Source organism: Brevundimonas sp. UBA2503 (assembly GCF_002341485.1).
In the GTDB taxonomy this organism is placed as follows: Bacteria; Pseudomonadota; Alphaproteobacteria; order Caulobacterales; family Caulobacteraceae; genus Brevundimonas; species Brevundimonas halotolerans.
Window position 1 is genome coordinate 25,252 of sequence record NZ_DDOD01000023.1, and the last position, 15,587, is coordinate 40,838.

Below are 15,587 nucleotides of genomic sequence, written 5' to 3' on the forward strand. Positions count from 1 at the left end.
TTCGCTCCACGATGCTCCCTACGGTCAAGTTACACGCCGAGGTCAAACGCCGCTCGCCGAAAAAGGGTTTCAGGGTGCTCGTCCCTACACCCTCAACCGGCTATCCACCGTCGTCACGGCCTGCCCGGTCAGGATCACGCGATCCCCCCGCATCTCGGTGGTGATATCTCCCCCCCGCGTCGGGAAGGCCTGGAAGAAGTCCACGCGTGCGCGGCCCAGCCGGTCGGTCCAGAGGGGGGCCAGGATGCAGTGGGCCGAGCCGGTGGCCGGGTCTTCGGGCACGCCACAGCCGGGGGCGAAGAACCGGTCGACCACGTCGTAAGGGTCGCCGTCATCGGCGGGGGCGCAGACGATCACCTCGCCGGGTTCTCCGGCCGGGCTGACCAGAGCATTCAGCGCCGCGATGTCGGGGGTCAGGCTTCGCACCGTGGCCGCATCCTTGAGCACCGCCACCAGATAGCGGGCGGCCCAGACCTCGACCGGCTCGGCCCCCAGCGCCTCGGCCAGACCCGCAACCGGCCCCGCGCGACGCGGCGGATCGGCGGGAAAGTCCATCTCATAGGCGTCCTTGCCCGGCCCGCGCTTTACGATCAGCGGGCCCGAGGCCGTATCGAACGTCACCGCCTCGACCTCCAGCGCCAGCTCGCCCAGCAGCACATGGGCCGAGGCCAGCGTCGCGTGGCCGCACAGATCGACCTCGCGCCCCGGGGTGAACCAGCGCAGGCCGAACCGGTCGGGCCGGTCGCTGCGGATCAGGAAGGCGGTCTCCGACAGATTGTTCTCGCGCGCCAGCGCCTGCATCCAGCCGTCGTCGCGCCACGCCAGCTGCGGCTCGACCACACAGGCGCCATTGCCCATGAAGGGGCGCGACGCAAAGGCATCCACCGTCCACTGTCTCATCCGCCCTGCTCCACTTTCAGTTCCGGCCAGCGGGCCACCAGTTTCTCGATCACCCGGTCCCAGTCTGCGGCGATCGGCCGGGTCGGGTTGGGGCGGATGACCATGGCGAACACATCGTCGAGGCCGAAGGGCGCCGCCACCGTCAGCCGGTCGTCGGCCTCCAGCCGCGCGCCGACGGCAAAGGCCGGGGCGACGAACCGTTCCAGTGCCTCGGCGGTCTCGGCTACCGGCGGCCAATCCTGTCCGAACTTCTGCGGAAACCACTCCGAGACGCGCCGCTGGTTCCTCACCTCGACGCGGCTTTTCAGCGGCTCGTCGAAGCGGGCGGCGACCCGGCGGATCACGGCATCCTCGGCGTCCCAGCTATAGTCATCATCGAAATAGCCGACGTCGAAATCCTTGACCCCGTGCCCCGGCGGCCGCCCCGTCAGGTGGTTCCAGACGCTCTGATAGACCGCGCCGGAAAAGATCAGCCAGTCGTTCAGCGCTTCCGCCCGCACCCCCTCCAGCACCGTCATCAGATCCGGATCGGCCCGGACGATGGCCTCGAGCCGCGCCTTGAGGTCGGTCATCGATCCCGCACCGGCCAGGCGTGGTCCAGCGGGCCGTGACCCTGCCCCAGCCCGGGCGCCCGGCGGATCGCCTCGGCGACATAGGCCCAGGCGCTGGCCACCGCCGCCTCCATCGTCTGGCCCTGCGCAAGGCCTGCCGCACAGGCGCTGGCCAGGGTACAGCCCGTGCCGTGGGTGTGGCGCGTCTCGACCCGCTCGCCCTCCAGCATCGTCTCGCCCCGGCCGGTCAGCAGCAGGTCCAGCACCCGCTCGCCGTCCACGTGACCGCCCTTCATCAGCACCGCCCCCGCGCCCATCGTAAGCAGGGCCTCACCCGCCCGGCGCTGGCCGTCCAGATCGGTGACGGGGATGCCGGTCAGGGCCTCGGCCTCGGGCGCATTGGGGGTCAGCAGGGCCGCGCGCGGCACCATCCGGGTGCGCACGGCGTCGATCGCGGCCTCCTCGAGCAGGCTCGCCCCGCCCTTGGCCACCATGACCGGATCGACCACGGCGGGCACGCCCGCGCCGTCCAGAATTTCAGCGACGGCCTCGACCACCTCGACGCTGCCCAGCATGCCGGTCTTGATCACATCGGTGCCGATGTCGTTCAGCACCGCCCGGGCCTGTTCGCGGATCAGGCTGACCGGCAGGGGGTGCACGCCATGCACCCCCAGGGTGTTCTGCACCGTAATGGCCGTCACCGCCGTCGCGGCAAAGCCGCCCAGCATGGTCACCGCCTTGATGTCGGCCTGCAGCCCGGCGCCCCCGCCCGAGTCAGACCCGGCGATGATCAGGACTCTCCCGCGGCTCATACGGTGGCTCCCGAAAAGAGCTTCAGCCCGACGATGCCCGCCACGATCAGGACGATGCACACCAGCCGGATCGCCGTCGCCGGCTCGCCATAGGCCAGAATGCCGACGGTCGCCGCGCCCACCGCCCCGATGCCGGTCCAGACCCCGTAAGCCGTGCCGATGGGCAGCTTCTGCGTCGCCAGCCACAGGAACCCAAAGCTGGCTAGCATGGCGATCCCAACCAGCAGGCTGATCCCCGGCCGCTGCGGCCCGACGAACTTGAACCCCGAGGCCCAGCCCACCTCCAGCAGGCCGGCAATCGCCAGCGCCAGCCACGGGTTCATCTGGGTGAGCAGTCTCAGGGCCTCGGTCATGGCCTCTCAATGGCCCGCGCCCCCGCTACTGGCAACCCGCCCTCAAGCAGCGAGCGACCGCGTCGCGAGCGATAGGGTGCAACAGCCCAAGCCCTATTTCCCGAAAGCCAGCCGACGCAGCGCCATCAGCAGGCCCGACACCTCGCTCACGAGGATCACAACAAAGACCAGGATCAGCACGGTCTCGCCGCCTTCACCCCTCCGGAACAGCGTCTCGGTGCGCTCGATCAGGGACGCGATGTTGTCCACCCGGAGCAGAGACGCGAAGGGCGAATACAGCCAGATCCAGCCCAGCAGGGTCAGGGACGCGCCCCGGAACACCACATCGCCGAACGCCGTCAGCCGCACGGGCGCCCCCGTCATCGCCCGGAGCAGGTGGAACACCCCCTGCGCCGCCGCCAACACCACCACCGGCCAGTACAGCAGCGTCACCGTCTCCGCGAACAGCAGGCCATAGTCGACCCCGCCGCGCACCAGCTCGCCGCCCAGATCCTCGGGCCGGAAGCCCAGCCCCAACAGGCCCGACCACCACAACAGGAAGATACCCCAGCCCGTGGCACTGCCCAGCGCCCCCGCCGTCGGCGACATCTTCGGCATCACCTCGTCCAGCGCCCGGTCCGTCTCATCCAGCGCGCCGCCGCCGCTCTTTTCGTGCAGCGAGTCCCACCAGCGCCGGCTGAACACGCCCACTTCGAACAGGCCCAGATCCTTTGCCCGCCATTCGGTCAGGAAGGCCGGCTTGTCCTTCTGCCGCTCGATGATGAAGCCCGCCAGCGTCGCCAGCCCGACCACCGTCAGCCCGCTGGAAAACAGGCCGGCAAAGGCCTGGCCGATCGCCTGCCCCACCTCGACGTCACCCAACAGGATGCGCGCCACCGCCCCCACCGCCGTGATCAGCACCAGCACCGTCAGCGCCGTCTTCACCCCGAACAACCACCAGGGGTAGAGCTCGGGCCCCACCACATGCTGCGGCCCGGCGCCATAGCGGGCGGCCACCGTCAGCGGATGCCCCACCTCGCGCAGCACGGCCTCGACCTCGGCCTCGGTCAGGGGCCGGCCCAGCTCGGCCTCCCGCTCCTCGACCCGGCTCATCAGCAGGTCGCGCAGTTCCGCCAGAATGTCCTCGCGGCCGGCGGCGGGCAGCTGCGCCCCCACGGCCTTCAGATAGCGTTCGATCAGGTCCATCATCCCCTCCAGATTTACAGAATTCGGTCCAGCGAGGCCGACAGCCTGCGCCATTCGGCCTCAAGCCGGCCCAGCATGGCCTCGCCCTCGGGCGACAGCCGGTAAAAGCGTTTCTTGCGGCGCTCTTCCTCGCGCCATTCGCTGGTCAGCAGCCCCTGGCTCTCCAGCCGGCGCAGCAGCGGATAGAGGGTCGATTCCTCCATCTCCAGCCCGTGCTCGCCCAGCGCCACGCGCAGGGAATAGCCGTACTGCTCGGTCTTCAGCCGCGCCAGCACCGCCAGCACCAGCGACCCTCGCCGCAGCTCCAGCCGCATCGCCTCATAAAGATCGGTCTCGCCCAAGGGCCCGCTCCACTCACGTCACATAGTGTGTGACACACAGTGTATGCGACATACTGTATGAGCGAGTCAATACCCGCCTTAGGTCATGGCATGAAGATCAGGAATCGAGGTCGAAGAACCGGCTGCGGTGTCGGGGCTCGACAACCAGACAGGACGGGCTTCGGCCGAACCACTGGTACCGGTGCCGCGCGACGAATCCATAGACCGCATCGCGGACCGGCCTCGGGATAACCCTCAGCACGACAAGCCAGCACCACGGCCGCCGCAGCCTGCGGGCAATCGCAATCCCCGCGTCCGACCGGCTCAGGGCCCGCCCCGCCTCGATGACCAGAAAGGTGTCGTTCAGATCGGCCCGCGTGAACCCGTGCCGCTCCGCCAGCGCCACCCCGGTGGCAGACCCTGCGCCCGCGAACTGCAGCTCCGGCTCCCGCTCATGCGCCAGAACGAACCGCACCATCCCGCTGCACAGCACGCAGTCGGTGTCGAAAACGACGATCGGGCGGGTCTCGGGTTGGGCAGACATCGGCACCTTTTCACGAGGAAGGGGATCAGGGTCTCAGCCCTGCAGGCGGGCCCTCGACCGGCCTAATCGGCGAAGGCCGACCCCGCACGATCCGGAGCCGGCCGGTCATTGACCTCGTCCCGGACGACCGTGACCGACACCGTGTTCGCAGCCGTCAGACCGACCCGACCCATGACGACCCGCGAACGCGTCGGCCCCTCCGGGCACATCCACGCCGCCAGCAGGCCGTCCGGCGTCTGATAGACCCGTCTCAGATAGCAGGGGCTGACCCGGGCGACAAAGTCCGGACCGCCCCTGTCCATGACCGCTTCCATGGCGGCGAAGTCATTCCCGTCGGCGGCGCGCAGGAAATCGGCGACCGGATCCACCGCGGCGCGCGGCGGCGCCTCGGCCGCCGTGACCATCACCGCAGCGGAGAGTGTCGCCATCAGCGCAAACATGGGGTCCCCCGAGGCCATAACCTTCAGCAGAGGTGCCACCTCGCCCGCCTGCCGTCCAGCGGCAAGGCAGCGTCCCCGCCCCCTTCGCCAGGCACCGTGCAATAGCCAGGCCGAAAGCGGACCCGCCGCATGTCCGCTATGGGTGGGAAGCGGCTTTTGGCGAAGTCCGCGCGCGCGCCGTTGCTCCGCGTACGCCGTCCGCTCGGGTCTTCGCCTCTGCAGAAGATCAAAGCTGATCGATCGCCTCGCGTGGCGACATGTTCAGTCCAGTGCGCCCGTGTTAGCGGGTGGCAAAGTAGTCGTCCATGATCTCACGGAGGCCACGCGCTCCGTCGACCACCACCTGACTTGAACGGTACGACGGATCGCAGACGGTACGCAGGGCGCCGTCCATGATGGTGTCCGGCCCGGGCACGGTTGGCGCCTCGTCTCTCGATGCAGTGCCGGAGGGCACCTCGTCGAGATAGAACTCATATCGCATCCGCCGGTGCGTCCCGGTCTGACAGTCAAAGCGGGTCTGAACCGCCGCCATATTCCAGCTGCTTGTACCCTGCCCCTGAGGGGTGCGCATGAAGGTCCAGACCCAACTGTCATAGATCGCCCCATCTGGCGCTCGACCGCGAGCCGGGATTTGGGCGAATGAGGCAGACTCATCGTCGGCTGCGATAAACTTGAGCGGGACTTGCTGGTCGATTGCCGGAGCCTAGGCGAAGGCGGGCGAGGCCAGTGCAACCAGGGTGAAGATGGCCGTAGCGATCAGGGCGCGAGACATGAAACCCTCTTTCAAGACAGGGCTCATCATTGAGCCGTAATTCGGCGACGACGCCAGAACCGAGCAGCGCCAAATCAGGAAATGTCAGGACGCCAAACGGCGGCAGCGGGGCGGGTGACATCGGCTCACACATGGAGCGACGGGGACCGGACCGCTTCAACCGCCGCCACCGGCTCAAGGTCCGCAATGGGTCGGAAGCAGCCAGTCGCATAAGGGTGGAGAGCGTAACTTGACCATGCACAATGGGGTATGGCTCGTTCGACTCGAAACCGCAGTGGAGTGCCTTCAGAGGCAAGCCTGTCCGGGTTGTCGGACGCTGAGCTTGAGAAGGAAGCTGCGCGAGTGGCAAGCCGGTTGGCGAACCCTCTATCACCGCTTCTCTCGAAGCTATTCCTCAAGATGCGTCACGCCATCCAAGCCGAGCAGGCTCGGCGCGTAGATTGAGGTCCGCAATGGGTCGGGAGCAGACAGTCGCCAAAGGGTGGGAAACGGACCTTTTCGCCGCTAAGCTACGAACATGGCCGAATATTCGTGTTGGTTCTGCGACCAGAAGATCAACCGTTCCGACGAGGGCGCGGTCCTCATAACTTTTGAGAGCCTATGGCGGTGGCACGATGGCCCCCGAACCGACGACCCGGCTCAGCAAGTCTATGCTCATTCTTCGTGCGCCAGGCAGCGACTGAAGGGAGCGACTATGGACATCGAACCTTCGGTGTTCGGCGAGGACGGTTAACGTCCGCAATGGGTCGAGAGCGGTCCATCGCTTCGAGGTGGAATGCGGACATCGCTCCTGTTAGCCTCACCTATGACGTTCTTTCACCGTCTGGGCGAACTTCAGAACTACCGCTGGGTCAGCGTCGCGCTCATTGGCGCGGTGATCCTCGTCCCGGTGCTCGCGGTCGCGCTCGGAGCTTCGGATTGGATAGCGGTGCTTGTGGCATTGCCGATCTACGTTGCGCTTGTGGTCCGGACCTATCGCCGTCTCAGGAACGCGGGCCTGACGGGCTGGTGGATCGTATGGATGATCCTGGCGCTGAACTTCGGCCCTCGATGGGATGGGCCGGCACCTCTCACATTCTACCTCAGCCATCTCCTTCACCTCATCCCCGTGGCGTTGGGCTGGCTCGTTCGCGGCCCCCGAACTGTCGCCGCGACCAGCGCCCATCGAGACGCCTCGACATCTGTATGAGGTTCTGGCCAACCCCTGCTCAGGTCGGGAGCGAACTGTCGCCTGAGGGTGGAAAGCGGACCTTGTCGCGTGTAGCTAAGCTGGCCCCTGCGGACGCTGCCGGCAGCGACACAGACACGGCGCGGGCGTCAGGGCCAACCTACCGACAGAACGCCCGCCCCCCCGGCTCCAGATGCAGATGGTCCTGATGGGGCGCATCATAGTCGGGGCTCAGCACGGTGCTGAAGATCCAGCAGCCCTCGTCGCGGATGCGCTTCAGGAACCGCGCCTCGGGCCCGTCGCCGTACCAGTGCGACTTGACCATCACCCGCGTGCCGTCGCGCAGGATGACCCCGGCAAAGTCCACCGCCGCCGCGCGCGAATGGGCGCTGGGCCGCGCGCCCGGCCGGTTCGACACGGTGCGACAGGCAAAGGTGCCATAGTGGACGATATCGACCACGTCCTGACCAAAGATCTCGCGCGCCGCCGGCTCGACCACCTGCCGCCGCCACACCGACAGGGCCAGCGCCGTCTGGCAGGTCATCACCGGCCCCGCCGGTGACAGGCGCGCCACCGTGCCCCGGTCGACGTCCAGCGTGCCCGCCCCCGCCAGGCCACAGGTCTCGGAGTCCACCCGGTCGGGCACGGGGGTAAAGGTCACCCGCGCGGCCTCCAGCTCGGCCCGACAGACCGCCAGGTCCGCCCCCGCCGCATCCACCCGCTCGCGCATGCCGCGATCCGGCCGCTGATCGATCAGCCCCGACGCCAGCCGCACACTGACGGGCGCATTGACCGGCGGTTGGCTGACCGCGCCCCGATCCCCCCACCCCGGCGGCGGCGGATTGGCCCGCCCGCACGACGCCAGCACCAGCAGCAGCAGTCCTGCGATCATCCGGGGGCGTGTCATGCCGCAACAGTAGCGGGATTCGCGACGGGTCAACGGCGCACCTTCCTGCGCAACTGCGCCGCACTTGCATCGCGCCTTCGGCTGGCATAGGAGCACGCAACTGATAGTCATTCTTATTCGCGTTCGGAGCCCCCGTGACCCGCCTGCTGACCACCACCGCCGCCCTCGCCCTGACGCTCGCCGCCGCTCCCGCCCTTGCCCAGACAGCGACCCCGGTCGCCTTGGCCCGCGTCGCCGCCGGGGATCCCACGGTGCTGGACCCGATCACCGTGGTCGGCTCGCGCCAGCAGGCCCGCGACCTCGGCGGTGCCGCCACCTTCCTCGATCTCGAGACGCTGCGGACCTTCGACTACACCGACGTGCACCGCGTGCTGCGGCTGGTGCCCGGCGTGGTCATCCAGGACGAGGAGGGCTTTGGCCTGCGTCCCAATATCGGCATCCGGGGCTCGGGCACCGACCGCTCGGCCCGCGTGGCGATGATGGAGGACGGCGTGCTGATCGCCCCGGCCCCCTATTCCGCCCCCGCCGCCTATTATTTCCCGCGCATCGCCCGCATGACCGGGGTCGAGGTGGTCAAGGGCCCCGGCGCCATCAAATACGGCCCCCTGACGGTGGGCGGCGCGATCAACTTCACCTCCACCCCGATCGGGGGCACAGAGGGCGACGACCTGTCCGGCTATCTGTCGCTGTCGGGCGGCAGCTACGGCGGCTTCCGGGGGCACGGGGTGCTGGGCGGCTGGAGCGACCTCGGCGACAGCGGCTGGCAGTTCGGCGCCCAGGCCGAGTGGCTGCGCGAACAGTCCGACGGCTTCAAGGAGCTGGACAATGGCGGCCCCACCGGCTTCGAGATCGACGACCGGGTGTTCAAGCTGGGCCTGCGCACCGCCCCCGGCGCCGCCCGCGCCCAGTCGCTGACCTTCAAATATCAGGAGCTGGACGAGCGTTCTGACGAGACCTACCTCGGCCTGTCGCTGGACGACTTCAACGCCACCCCTTACCGCCGCTATGCCGGCAGCCAGGTCGACGTCATGAACGTCGATCACCGCACGCTGCAGCTGAGCCACAGCCTCGACCTCAGCCCCGCCCTGAACCTGACCACCACCGCCTATCGCAATGAGACGACGCGCGCCTGGTACAAGCTGAACGATGTGCGCAACACGGCCGGCACCGGCTGGGTCGGCATCTCGTCCGTTCTGGACAACCCGACCGCCTTTCCGACCCAGATGGCCATTCTGCGCGGCGACCCCGGCTTCGTCAGCGGACCCCAGGCCCTGCGCGTACGCAACAACAACCGGGCCTATCAGGCCGAGGGCATCCAATCGGTCCTGACCGCCCGCTTCGCCACCGGGGCCCTGGCCCACCAGCTGGAGGTCTCGGCCCGCTGGCACACCGATTCCGAGGACCGTTTCCAGCGCGACGACGTCTATCGCATGGACGACGGCGACATGCTGCTGACCACGCGCGGCGTGGACGGGGCCCAGACCAACCGCGTGGGCGAGGCCGAGGCCTGGGCCTTCTTCGTGCGCGACGTCATCTCTGTCGACCGCCTGACCGTAACGCCAGGCCTTCGCTATGAAACCATCGACCTGACGCGCACCGACTATCCCACCAGCCCCCCGTCGCGCACCACCCCCGTCCGGGTGAGGGAGAGCCAGGTCGACGTCTGGCTGCCGGGTCTCGGCCTGACGTACGACCTGACCGATGAGGTGCGGCTGGTGGCCGGCGCCCACCGCGGCTTTGCCAACCCGGCCCCCGGCTCGGACGTCGATCCGGAGACCTCCTGGAACTATGAGGCGGGCGTGCGCTTTGACCGCGGTGCCCTGTCGTTCGAGGCGATCGGCTACCTCAACGCCTATGACAATCTGCTGGGCACCTGCACCGCCTCGACCGGCGGCGGCTGCACCATCGGCGACCAGTTCTCGGGCGGCGAGGTCCGGGTCTCGGGGCTGGAGGTCACCGGCGCGTGGGACGCGGGCGACGCCATGGGTCTCGGCTTCGGCGTGCCGCTGTCGCTGGTCTACACCCTGACCGATGCCCAGTTCGAAACCAGCTTTACCTCGGCCTATGAGCCCTGGGGCACGGTGACCTCGGGCGACGAGCTGCCCTATCTGCCGCGCCATCAGCTGACGCTGCGGGGCGGGCTGGACTTCGGCGACTGGCGCGTCAACGCCGCCGCCAACCGCGTCTCGGACGCCCGCGCCGTCGCCGGATCGGGTCCCATCCCCGACGGCGAGCGGATCGAGGCCCGCACCCTCCTGGACCTGGCCGCCGACTGGGACGTGACGCCCTCGGCCACCCTGTTCGCCTCGGTCCAGAACGTCACGGACGAGGTCCACAACGTCGGCTTCTCGCCCGCCGGTGCCCGCCCCGGCGCGCCCCGCCTCGCCACCGCCGGCATCCGCCTGAGGTTCTGACCCCCTAGCCGCACGGGCCCCGGCGCACTACCTTGCTGTTCATGGCCCGTTCTCCCCGATCCTCGCGTTCTGCCACCGGTGTGTCCGAGGCCCCGGCGGCCTTTTCCGGCACGCCCCCCCTGTTCGCGCCGGTCACCGGGCCGCGTCTGACGCCCGAGAAGGCGCCGGGCGCCCCGGCCGACTGGGTGCCGCACCGGCCCTCGCGGCCGACGGACAAGGTCTCGCGCCCCTTCCGGCTGGAGACCAAATACACCTCCGCCGGGGACCAGCCCGCCGCCATCGCCGAACTGGTCGAACAGGCGGCCACGGGCGAGCGCGATCAGGTGCTGCTGGGCGTGACCGGCTCGGGCAAGACCTTCACCATGGCCAAGGTCATCGAGCAGACCCAGCGCCCGGCCCTGATCCTGGCCCCCAACAAGACCCTCGCCGCCCAGCTGTACAGCGAGTTCAAAAGCTTCTTCCCCGACAACGCCGTCGAGTATTTCGTCAGCTACTACGACTACTACCAGCCCGAGGCCTACGTCCCGCGGACGGACACCTACATCGAAAAAGACTCGTCCATAAACGAGCAGATCGACCGGATGCGGCATGCGGCGACGCGGGCCATTCTGGAGCGGGACGATGTGATCGTGGTGGCCTCGGTCAGCTGTATCTACGGCATCGGCTCGGTCGAGACCTATACGGCCATGACCTTCACCCTGAACGTCGGCGACCAGATCGATGAGGCCAAGCTGCGCGCCGACCTGATCGCGCTGCAGTACAAGCGCAACGACCTGACGTTCGAGCGCGGCATGTTCAGGAAGCGCGGCGACACCATCGAGATCTTCCCCGTCCACCTGGAAGACCGCGCCTGGCGCCTCAGCCTGTTCGGCGACGAGATCGAGGCCATCCACGAGTTCGACCCCCTGACCGGCAAGAAGACCGCCGACCTCGACACCATCACCGTCTATGCCGCCAGCCACTACGTCACCCCGCGCCCGACGCTGAAACAGGCCATCGACGGCATCAAGGCCGAGCTGAAGGAGACGCTCGACTGGATGAACGAGAACGGCAAGCTCTTGGAGGCCCAGCGGCTGGAGCAACGCACCCGCTTCGACCTCGAGATGATGGAGGCCACCGGCGCCTGTGCCGGCATCGAGAACTACAGCCGCTGGCTGACTGGCCGCAGCCCCGGCGAGCCCCCGCCCACCTTCTTCGAATACATCCCCGACAACGCCCTGCTGTTCGTCGACGAGAGCCACGTCACCATCGGCCAGATCAACGGCATGTTCCGCGGCGACTACAAGCGCAAGTCGGTGCTCGCCGAATACGGCTTTCGCCTGCCCTCCTGCATCGACAACCGCCCCCTCAAGTTCGAGGAGTGGGACGCCATGCGCCCCCAGACGGTCCACGTCAGCGCCACCCCCGGCCCGTGGGAAATGGCCCAGACCGGCGGCGTCTTTACCGAACAGGTCATCCGCCCCACCGGCCTGATCGACCCGCCGGTCGAGATCCGGCCCGTCTCCGACCCCACCCGCAACCAGGTCGATGACGTCATCGATGAGGTAAAGGCCACCGCCCGCGCCGGCTACCGCTCGCTCGTCACGGTGCTGACCAAGAAGATGGCCGAGGACCTGACGGAATACATGCACGAACAGGGCGTCCGCGTCCGCTATATGCACTCCGACGTCGACACGCTTGAGCGCATCGAGATCCTGCGCGACCTGCGCCTCGGCACCTTTGACGTGCTGATCGGCATCAACCTGCTGCGCGAGGGGCTCGACATCCCCGAATGCGGCCTGGTCGCCATCCTCGATGCGGACAAGGAGGGCTTCCTCCGCTCCGAAACCTCCCTGATCCAGACCATCGGCCGCGCGGCCCGCAACGTCGACGGCCGCGTCATCCTCTATGCCGACAAGACCACCGGCTCGATGGAGCGCGCCATCGCCGAGACCAACCGCCGCCGCGCCAAACAGGTCGACTACAACACCGCCCACGGCATCACCCCCGAAAGCGTCAAGCGCGACATCAAGGAAATCCTGGCCAGCCCCTATGAGAGCCGCCAGATGGACCGCCTGACCGCCCCCGGCCTCAAGGAAGAGGCCAAACCCTTCACCGGCTCCAACTTCCAGGCCGCCCTCAAGGACATGGAGGCCAAAATGCGCGAGGCCGCCGCCAACCTCGAGTTCGAGGACGCCGCCCGAATTCGAGATGAAATCAAGCGCATGAAACTCCTCGATCTGGAGTTCGCGCAGGACATGATTTCATCTTGAATTCAGAGGGGCGGCGCAGCCGGCCCTCCCGCGGGATGACCCGGAGCGAAGCGGAGGGCGGTGGAGCGCGCAGCGCGGAACCAGATCAAGAAGATGAAGGCCCTCGACCTGGAGTTCGCCAATGAAATGCTGACCGGCGTGGGCGAGGAGGTCGACAAGTCGGCCCCGAAGCGCTGGCGCGCCGAAGCGGCGGCGGAGAAGGCGGAAGCGTTCCGGAAGGGGCGGCTCTGAGGCCACCACGCAAAATCGCTTAGACCAAGTAGGCCGCTTCAGTCAGGCAGCGACTTCTATCCGAAATATTCTCGGTCAATACGCGCGCCCTGTAAGCCATGAGGAAGCAGGTTTCGCCAGCCCCATATACTCCGCCGTTGTTCGTTTTTTTGGCATTGGCGACCTGATTTAAGCCAATCGCAGTATCCAAGACGGCGTAGACCTCGTCTGCAGACTCTGCGCCAGCGGAAAGCCCAACGACGGTCGACATCACACGACGATCAAAGCCTCTCACCCCGCGCATGTTTAGCGGGGAGCCCACGAGAGTCAGCCCGGTTGGCTGGCTCAAAGACCATTCGTAATACGTACCGAAACTGGCGTCGTACAACGCAAGAGCAACCCTCTCAGATCGCAGAGTGCCAACCGGCCGACCATCACGCGTGGAATGAAAGGTTGCAGATAACCTACTGTTCTCCCGTAGCCACTGGACCTTGGCAGCAACGGATCGATGATTCCAATCGCTGGGGTGTGCCTCAATAAGCGTCGAGACCCCATTGACTACAAGGCGATCCCCTGCGCAGACGCGGCTGTCGGTCAACAGTATCTAATGCCTATACATAGGAGTTATACACCAATGCGTGGTTTTATATTTCGCTCAATCCGTTCCGTAATGCGAAAAAGTGCCGACTTTATTTCAATTGGCAGCATTTCACAAAAATGCTCGCTGCCATATAGCGTTGTCGATGCTGCACTTTCCCGCATGTTAGACGATGGAGAAGTTGATCAGGAGCCTTTTCTGGTCGATTTTTACAAGATCAAGCACTGAACGTTATTCCGCCGCCACTGACGAGTTGTACGAATACGTCTTCCATGTCGGTGCATAGGTCTCGTCCGCCTGATTGCCCCAGACGGCCAAGCCCGGCCGCTGGCCGCGCGAGCGGTCCCAGATACGGGCCCGTGGTCGCACGGCACATCAAACTCGTCTCAGTTTCATAAGCCGTTCCTACCTCCAGTTGGTGGCGCCCCTGCCAGCCTTGCGGCACCCTCGTTCGTGAAGGGAGCGCACCATGCCCAAGTTCACCATACTGTCCCGCGTCGACGCCTATGTCGACTATACCTGCGAGGTGGAAGCCGGGTCCGCCGAGGAGGCCGTCGATCTGGTCTATAACGGCGAAGTCGCGGTCACCTGGCAGCAGCAGGGCGTGACGGAGTTTGACGCCGTTCGCATGTCGGCCATCGACGACCATGGCGATGACATCGACGGCTATACGCGCGGTAAGGGCTGACCCGCTCCCATCTACCCGCTAAGATGGGTAGATGGCATGTATTACCTATCCAAGGTGGGAACCGGCAAAGAGCCGCGTTCATCGGCGGACCTAGACGGTGCCGATTTCCTTTCGGCACGTCGAGGAAGCTCTCCGTCTCTTGGGGGGTGAGGCCCAGATCGGGGAAATTCTCCGGAAGGTGCTGGAGATCGCGCCGCCGCCCCACCCGAAACGGGCACGAGAGGTCGTTCGCGGTCGCCTGTACCAGTACTCGTCCCAGACGAGCAGCTACAAGGAGGGCACACCGGACCTGTTCGAGACCGTGGACGGGCTGGCCGCGAGGACCGGGCGCTGGCGCCTGAGAAGCAGTCCACTGGCCGCCGTCGACTCCGACACTGTGCTGGAACAAACAGAAGCCGACATCGAAGCGGCCGAGGGCCGACGCCGACTGCGGATGCACCTGGGCCGGGAGCGGTCGGCAACGCTCATCAAGGCCTTCAAGGCCCGCCTCTCCAACTTCGCATGCGAGGCTTGCGGCGATGATATGGAAGCCATCTACGGTGAGCTGGGTCGTGGCTACGTTGAGGCCCATCACAAGGTGCCGGTCGCTTTGATCGAAGAGGGGTCAACGACAAAGCTTTCCGATCTCGCCGCTCTCTGCGCCAACTGCCATCGCATGATCCACCGCAATGGGCTGATGAGCGTCGAAGCCTTGGCCGCTCATCTGAAGGCATTGCAGACCCCTCGCGCCGCTGCGGCTGAACACCCCCAAGCGGGCTGGATTCACAATGCTCCGGAGACGGAAGACTGAGGTCCCCTTCGTGTCCTCTGTGTCCCTCTTTGTGTCCTTTGTGATGAACCAAATTCCACCGCCCCCACACCGGCCCGCCGCCTGCCCGCTCCGATACTCGGGTCAAGCCCGAGTATGACGGGTTGAAGGGCCCCACTATCCGCCCCGCCCCGCATTTCCCCTGCCCTTTCAACGGCGCTCGCGTTTCTCGGACCGTTTTGCCCGCCCTGGCTCGGGCCCATGCAATCATCCCCTGTCCCGTCGCGGGGGAGGGCGCTCGGCCGGCGTTCGATGCGGCGGCGGGAGCGGATGGAGCGGGGTTGAGGAAGGCGCCGCCGTTGGCTTCGGGTCATCGCCACATTGGGTCTTCGGGCCTCAAGTAGCGAGCGACCGCGTCGCGAGCGGTAGGCCCACCTTCATCAAGCCGACGCCACCCCACCTCCGGGTGCGGGTGTCGTCGAAGGGTCGGGGGGGATACCCGGCCGGTCCAGGGAAGGCGCCGCCGGCGCCTCCTGCCCGCCGGGGGCGCTGCGGTAAGGCCCGAACACGGCCACCCGACGCAAGCTCCCGGAAAACCGTCTGCGCGGGGCGTCAGTCTTCGTCGAAACGGTAAATCCTAGAAACTCCGGGCGAAGGCCCGGCGTCCCGCCGCCCTCCCCACCGCTGCCGGAACCGGCAGGGGCGTAGAGGCAATTCCCTTCTCC

The 15,587-nt window shown here is 66.9% G+C and carries 15 protein-coding genes and 1 pseudogene; 6 read left to right on the forward strand and 10 right to left on the reverse strand.

The genetic code is table 11. The annotated features are described in order from the left end of the window. Nucleotides 1-84: 84 nt before the first annotated feature. The 9 genes from B4K74_RS11150 to B4K74_RS11190 form a co-directional block, all read right to left on the reverse strand. Nucleotides 85-900: a PhzF family phenazine biosynthesis protein gene (locus tag B4K74_RS11150; protein WP_286692989.1), complete on the reverse strand. Its 816-nt coding sequence runs from the start codon at nucleotides 898-900 to the stop codon at nucleotides 85-87. Next, nucleotides 897-1,472 carry a nucleotidyltransferase family protein gene (locus tag B4K74_RS11155; protein WP_286692990.1) on the reverse strand — a complete coding sequence of 192 codons (576 nt, stop codon included), beginning with the start codon at nucleotides 1,470-1,472 and terminating at the stop codon, nucleotides 897-899. Before B4K74_RS11155 ends, B4K74_RS11150 begins: the two co-directional genes overlap by 4 nt. After that, on the reverse strand, nucleotides 1,469-2,263 hold the full coding sequence (gene thiD, locus B4K74_RS11160; RefSeq protein ID WP_286692991.1) for a bifunctional hydroxymethylpyrimidine kinase/phosphomethylpyrimidine kinase: 795 nt from the start codon (nucleotides 2,261-2,263) through the stop codon (nucleotides 1,469-1,471). Before thiD ends, B4K74_RS11155 begins: the two co-directional genes overlap by 4 nt. Further along, nucleotides 2,260-2,616: a DMT family transporter gene (locus tag B4K74_RS11165; RefSeq protein ID WP_277424050.1), complete on the reverse strand. Its 357-nt coding sequence runs from the start codon at nucleotides 2,614-2,616 to the stop codon at nucleotides 2,260-2,262. Before B4K74_RS11165 ends, thiD begins: the two co-directional genes overlap by 4 nt. Before the next feature lie 93 nt (nucleotides 2,617-2,709). Next, a complete protein-coding gene (locus B4K74_RS11170; RefSeq protein ID WP_286692992.1) occupies nucleotides 2,710-3,801 on the reverse strand; it encodes a hypothetical protein in 1,092 nt (363 codons plus the stop codon). A 14-nt stretch (nucleotides 3,802-3,815) separates the two neighbouring features. Continuing rightward, nucleotides 3,816-4,115, reverse strand: coding sequence for a PadR family transcriptional regulator (locus B4K74_RS11175; protein ID WP_123287937.1), 300 nt, complete (start codon nucleotides 4,113-4,115; stop codon nucleotides 3,816-3,818). Between the two features lie 124 nt (nucleotides 4,116-4,239). Then, a complete protein-coding gene (locus tag B4K74_RS11180) occupies nucleotides 4,240-4,665 on the reverse strand; it encodes a thiol-disulfide oxidoreductase DCC family protein (protein ID WP_286692993.1) in 426 nt (141 codons plus the stop codon). A 62-nt stretch (nucleotides 4,666-4,727) separates the two neighbouring features. Continuing rightward, complete coding sequence (locus B4K74_RS11185) at nucleotides 4,728-5,093, reverse strand: hypothetical protein (RefSeq protein WP_286692994.1); 366 nt, start codon at nucleotides 5,091-5,093, stop codon at nucleotides 4,728-4,730. Between the two features lie 292 nt (nucleotides 5,094-5,385). After that, complete coding sequence (locus B4K74_RS11190; RefSeq protein ID WP_286692995.1) at nucleotides 5,386-5,676, reverse strand: hypothetical protein; 291 nt, start codon at nucleotides 5,674-5,676, stop codon at nucleotides 5,386-5,388. Nucleotides 5,677-6,682: 1,006 nt separating this feature from the next. Between B4K74_RS11190 and B4K74_RS11195 the strand changes: the two genes are divergently transcribed. Further along, nucleotides 6,683-7,066 (forward strand): hypothetical protein, encoded by a 384-nt coding sequence (locus B4K74_RS11195; protein WP_286692996.1) that lies wholly within the window; start codon nucleotides 6,683-6,685, stop codon nucleotides 7,064-7,066. A gap of 139 nt (nucleotides 7,067-7,205) precedes the next feature. Here B4K74_RS11195 and B4K74_RS11200 read toward each other — a convergent pair whose 3' ends face one another. Continuing rightward, the gene (locus B4K74_RS11200) at nucleotides 7,206-7,937 is read right to left on the reverse strand and encodes an extensin family protein (RefSeq protein ID WP_286692997.1); all 732 of its coding nucleotides are present in this window, start codon (nucleotides 7,935-7,937) and stop codon (nucleotides 7,206-7,208) included. 149 nt (nucleotides 7,938-8,086) lie between these two features. Between B4K74_RS11200 and B4K74_RS11205 the strand changes: the two genes are divergently transcribed. The 5 genes and pseudogenes from B4K74_RS11205 (at nucleotide 8,087) to B4K74_RS11225 (ending at nucleotide 14,904) form a co-directional block, all read left to right on the forward strand. Beyond that, nucleotides 8,087-10,366, forward strand: a complete 2,280-nt coding sequence (locus B4K74_RS11205) for a TonB-dependent receptor family protein (protein WP_286692998.1) — start codon at nucleotides 8,087-8,089, stop codon at nucleotides 10,364-10,366. Between the two features lie 41 nt (nucleotides 10,367-10,407). Continuing rightward, complete coding sequence (gene uvrB / locus B4K74_RS11210) at nucleotides 10,408-12,618, forward strand: excinuclease ABC subunit UvrB (RefSeq protein ID WP_286692999.1); 2,211 nt, start codon at nucleotides 10,408-10,410, stop codon at nucleotides 12,616-12,618. 84 nt (nucleotides 12,619-12,702) lie between these two features. After that, nucleotides 12,703-12,849, forward strand: a pseudogene (locus B4K74_RS11215) (hypothetical protein); the annotation flags it as partial. A 1,046-nt stretch (nucleotides 12,850-13,895) separates the two neighbouring features. Then, nucleotides 13,896-14,114: a hypothetical protein gene (locus B4K74_RS11220; RefSeq protein ID WP_286693001.1), complete on the forward strand. Its 219-nt coding sequence runs from the start codon at nucleotides 13,896-13,898 to the stop codon at nucleotides 14,112-14,114. Between the two features lie 178 nt (nucleotides 14,115-14,292). After that, entirely contained in the window at nucleotides 14,293-14,904 is a 612-nt protein-coding gene (locus B4K74_RS11225; RefSeq protein ID WP_286693002.1) for an HNH endonuclease, read from the forward strand. Nucleotides 14,905-15,587 lie beyond the last annotated feature (683 nt).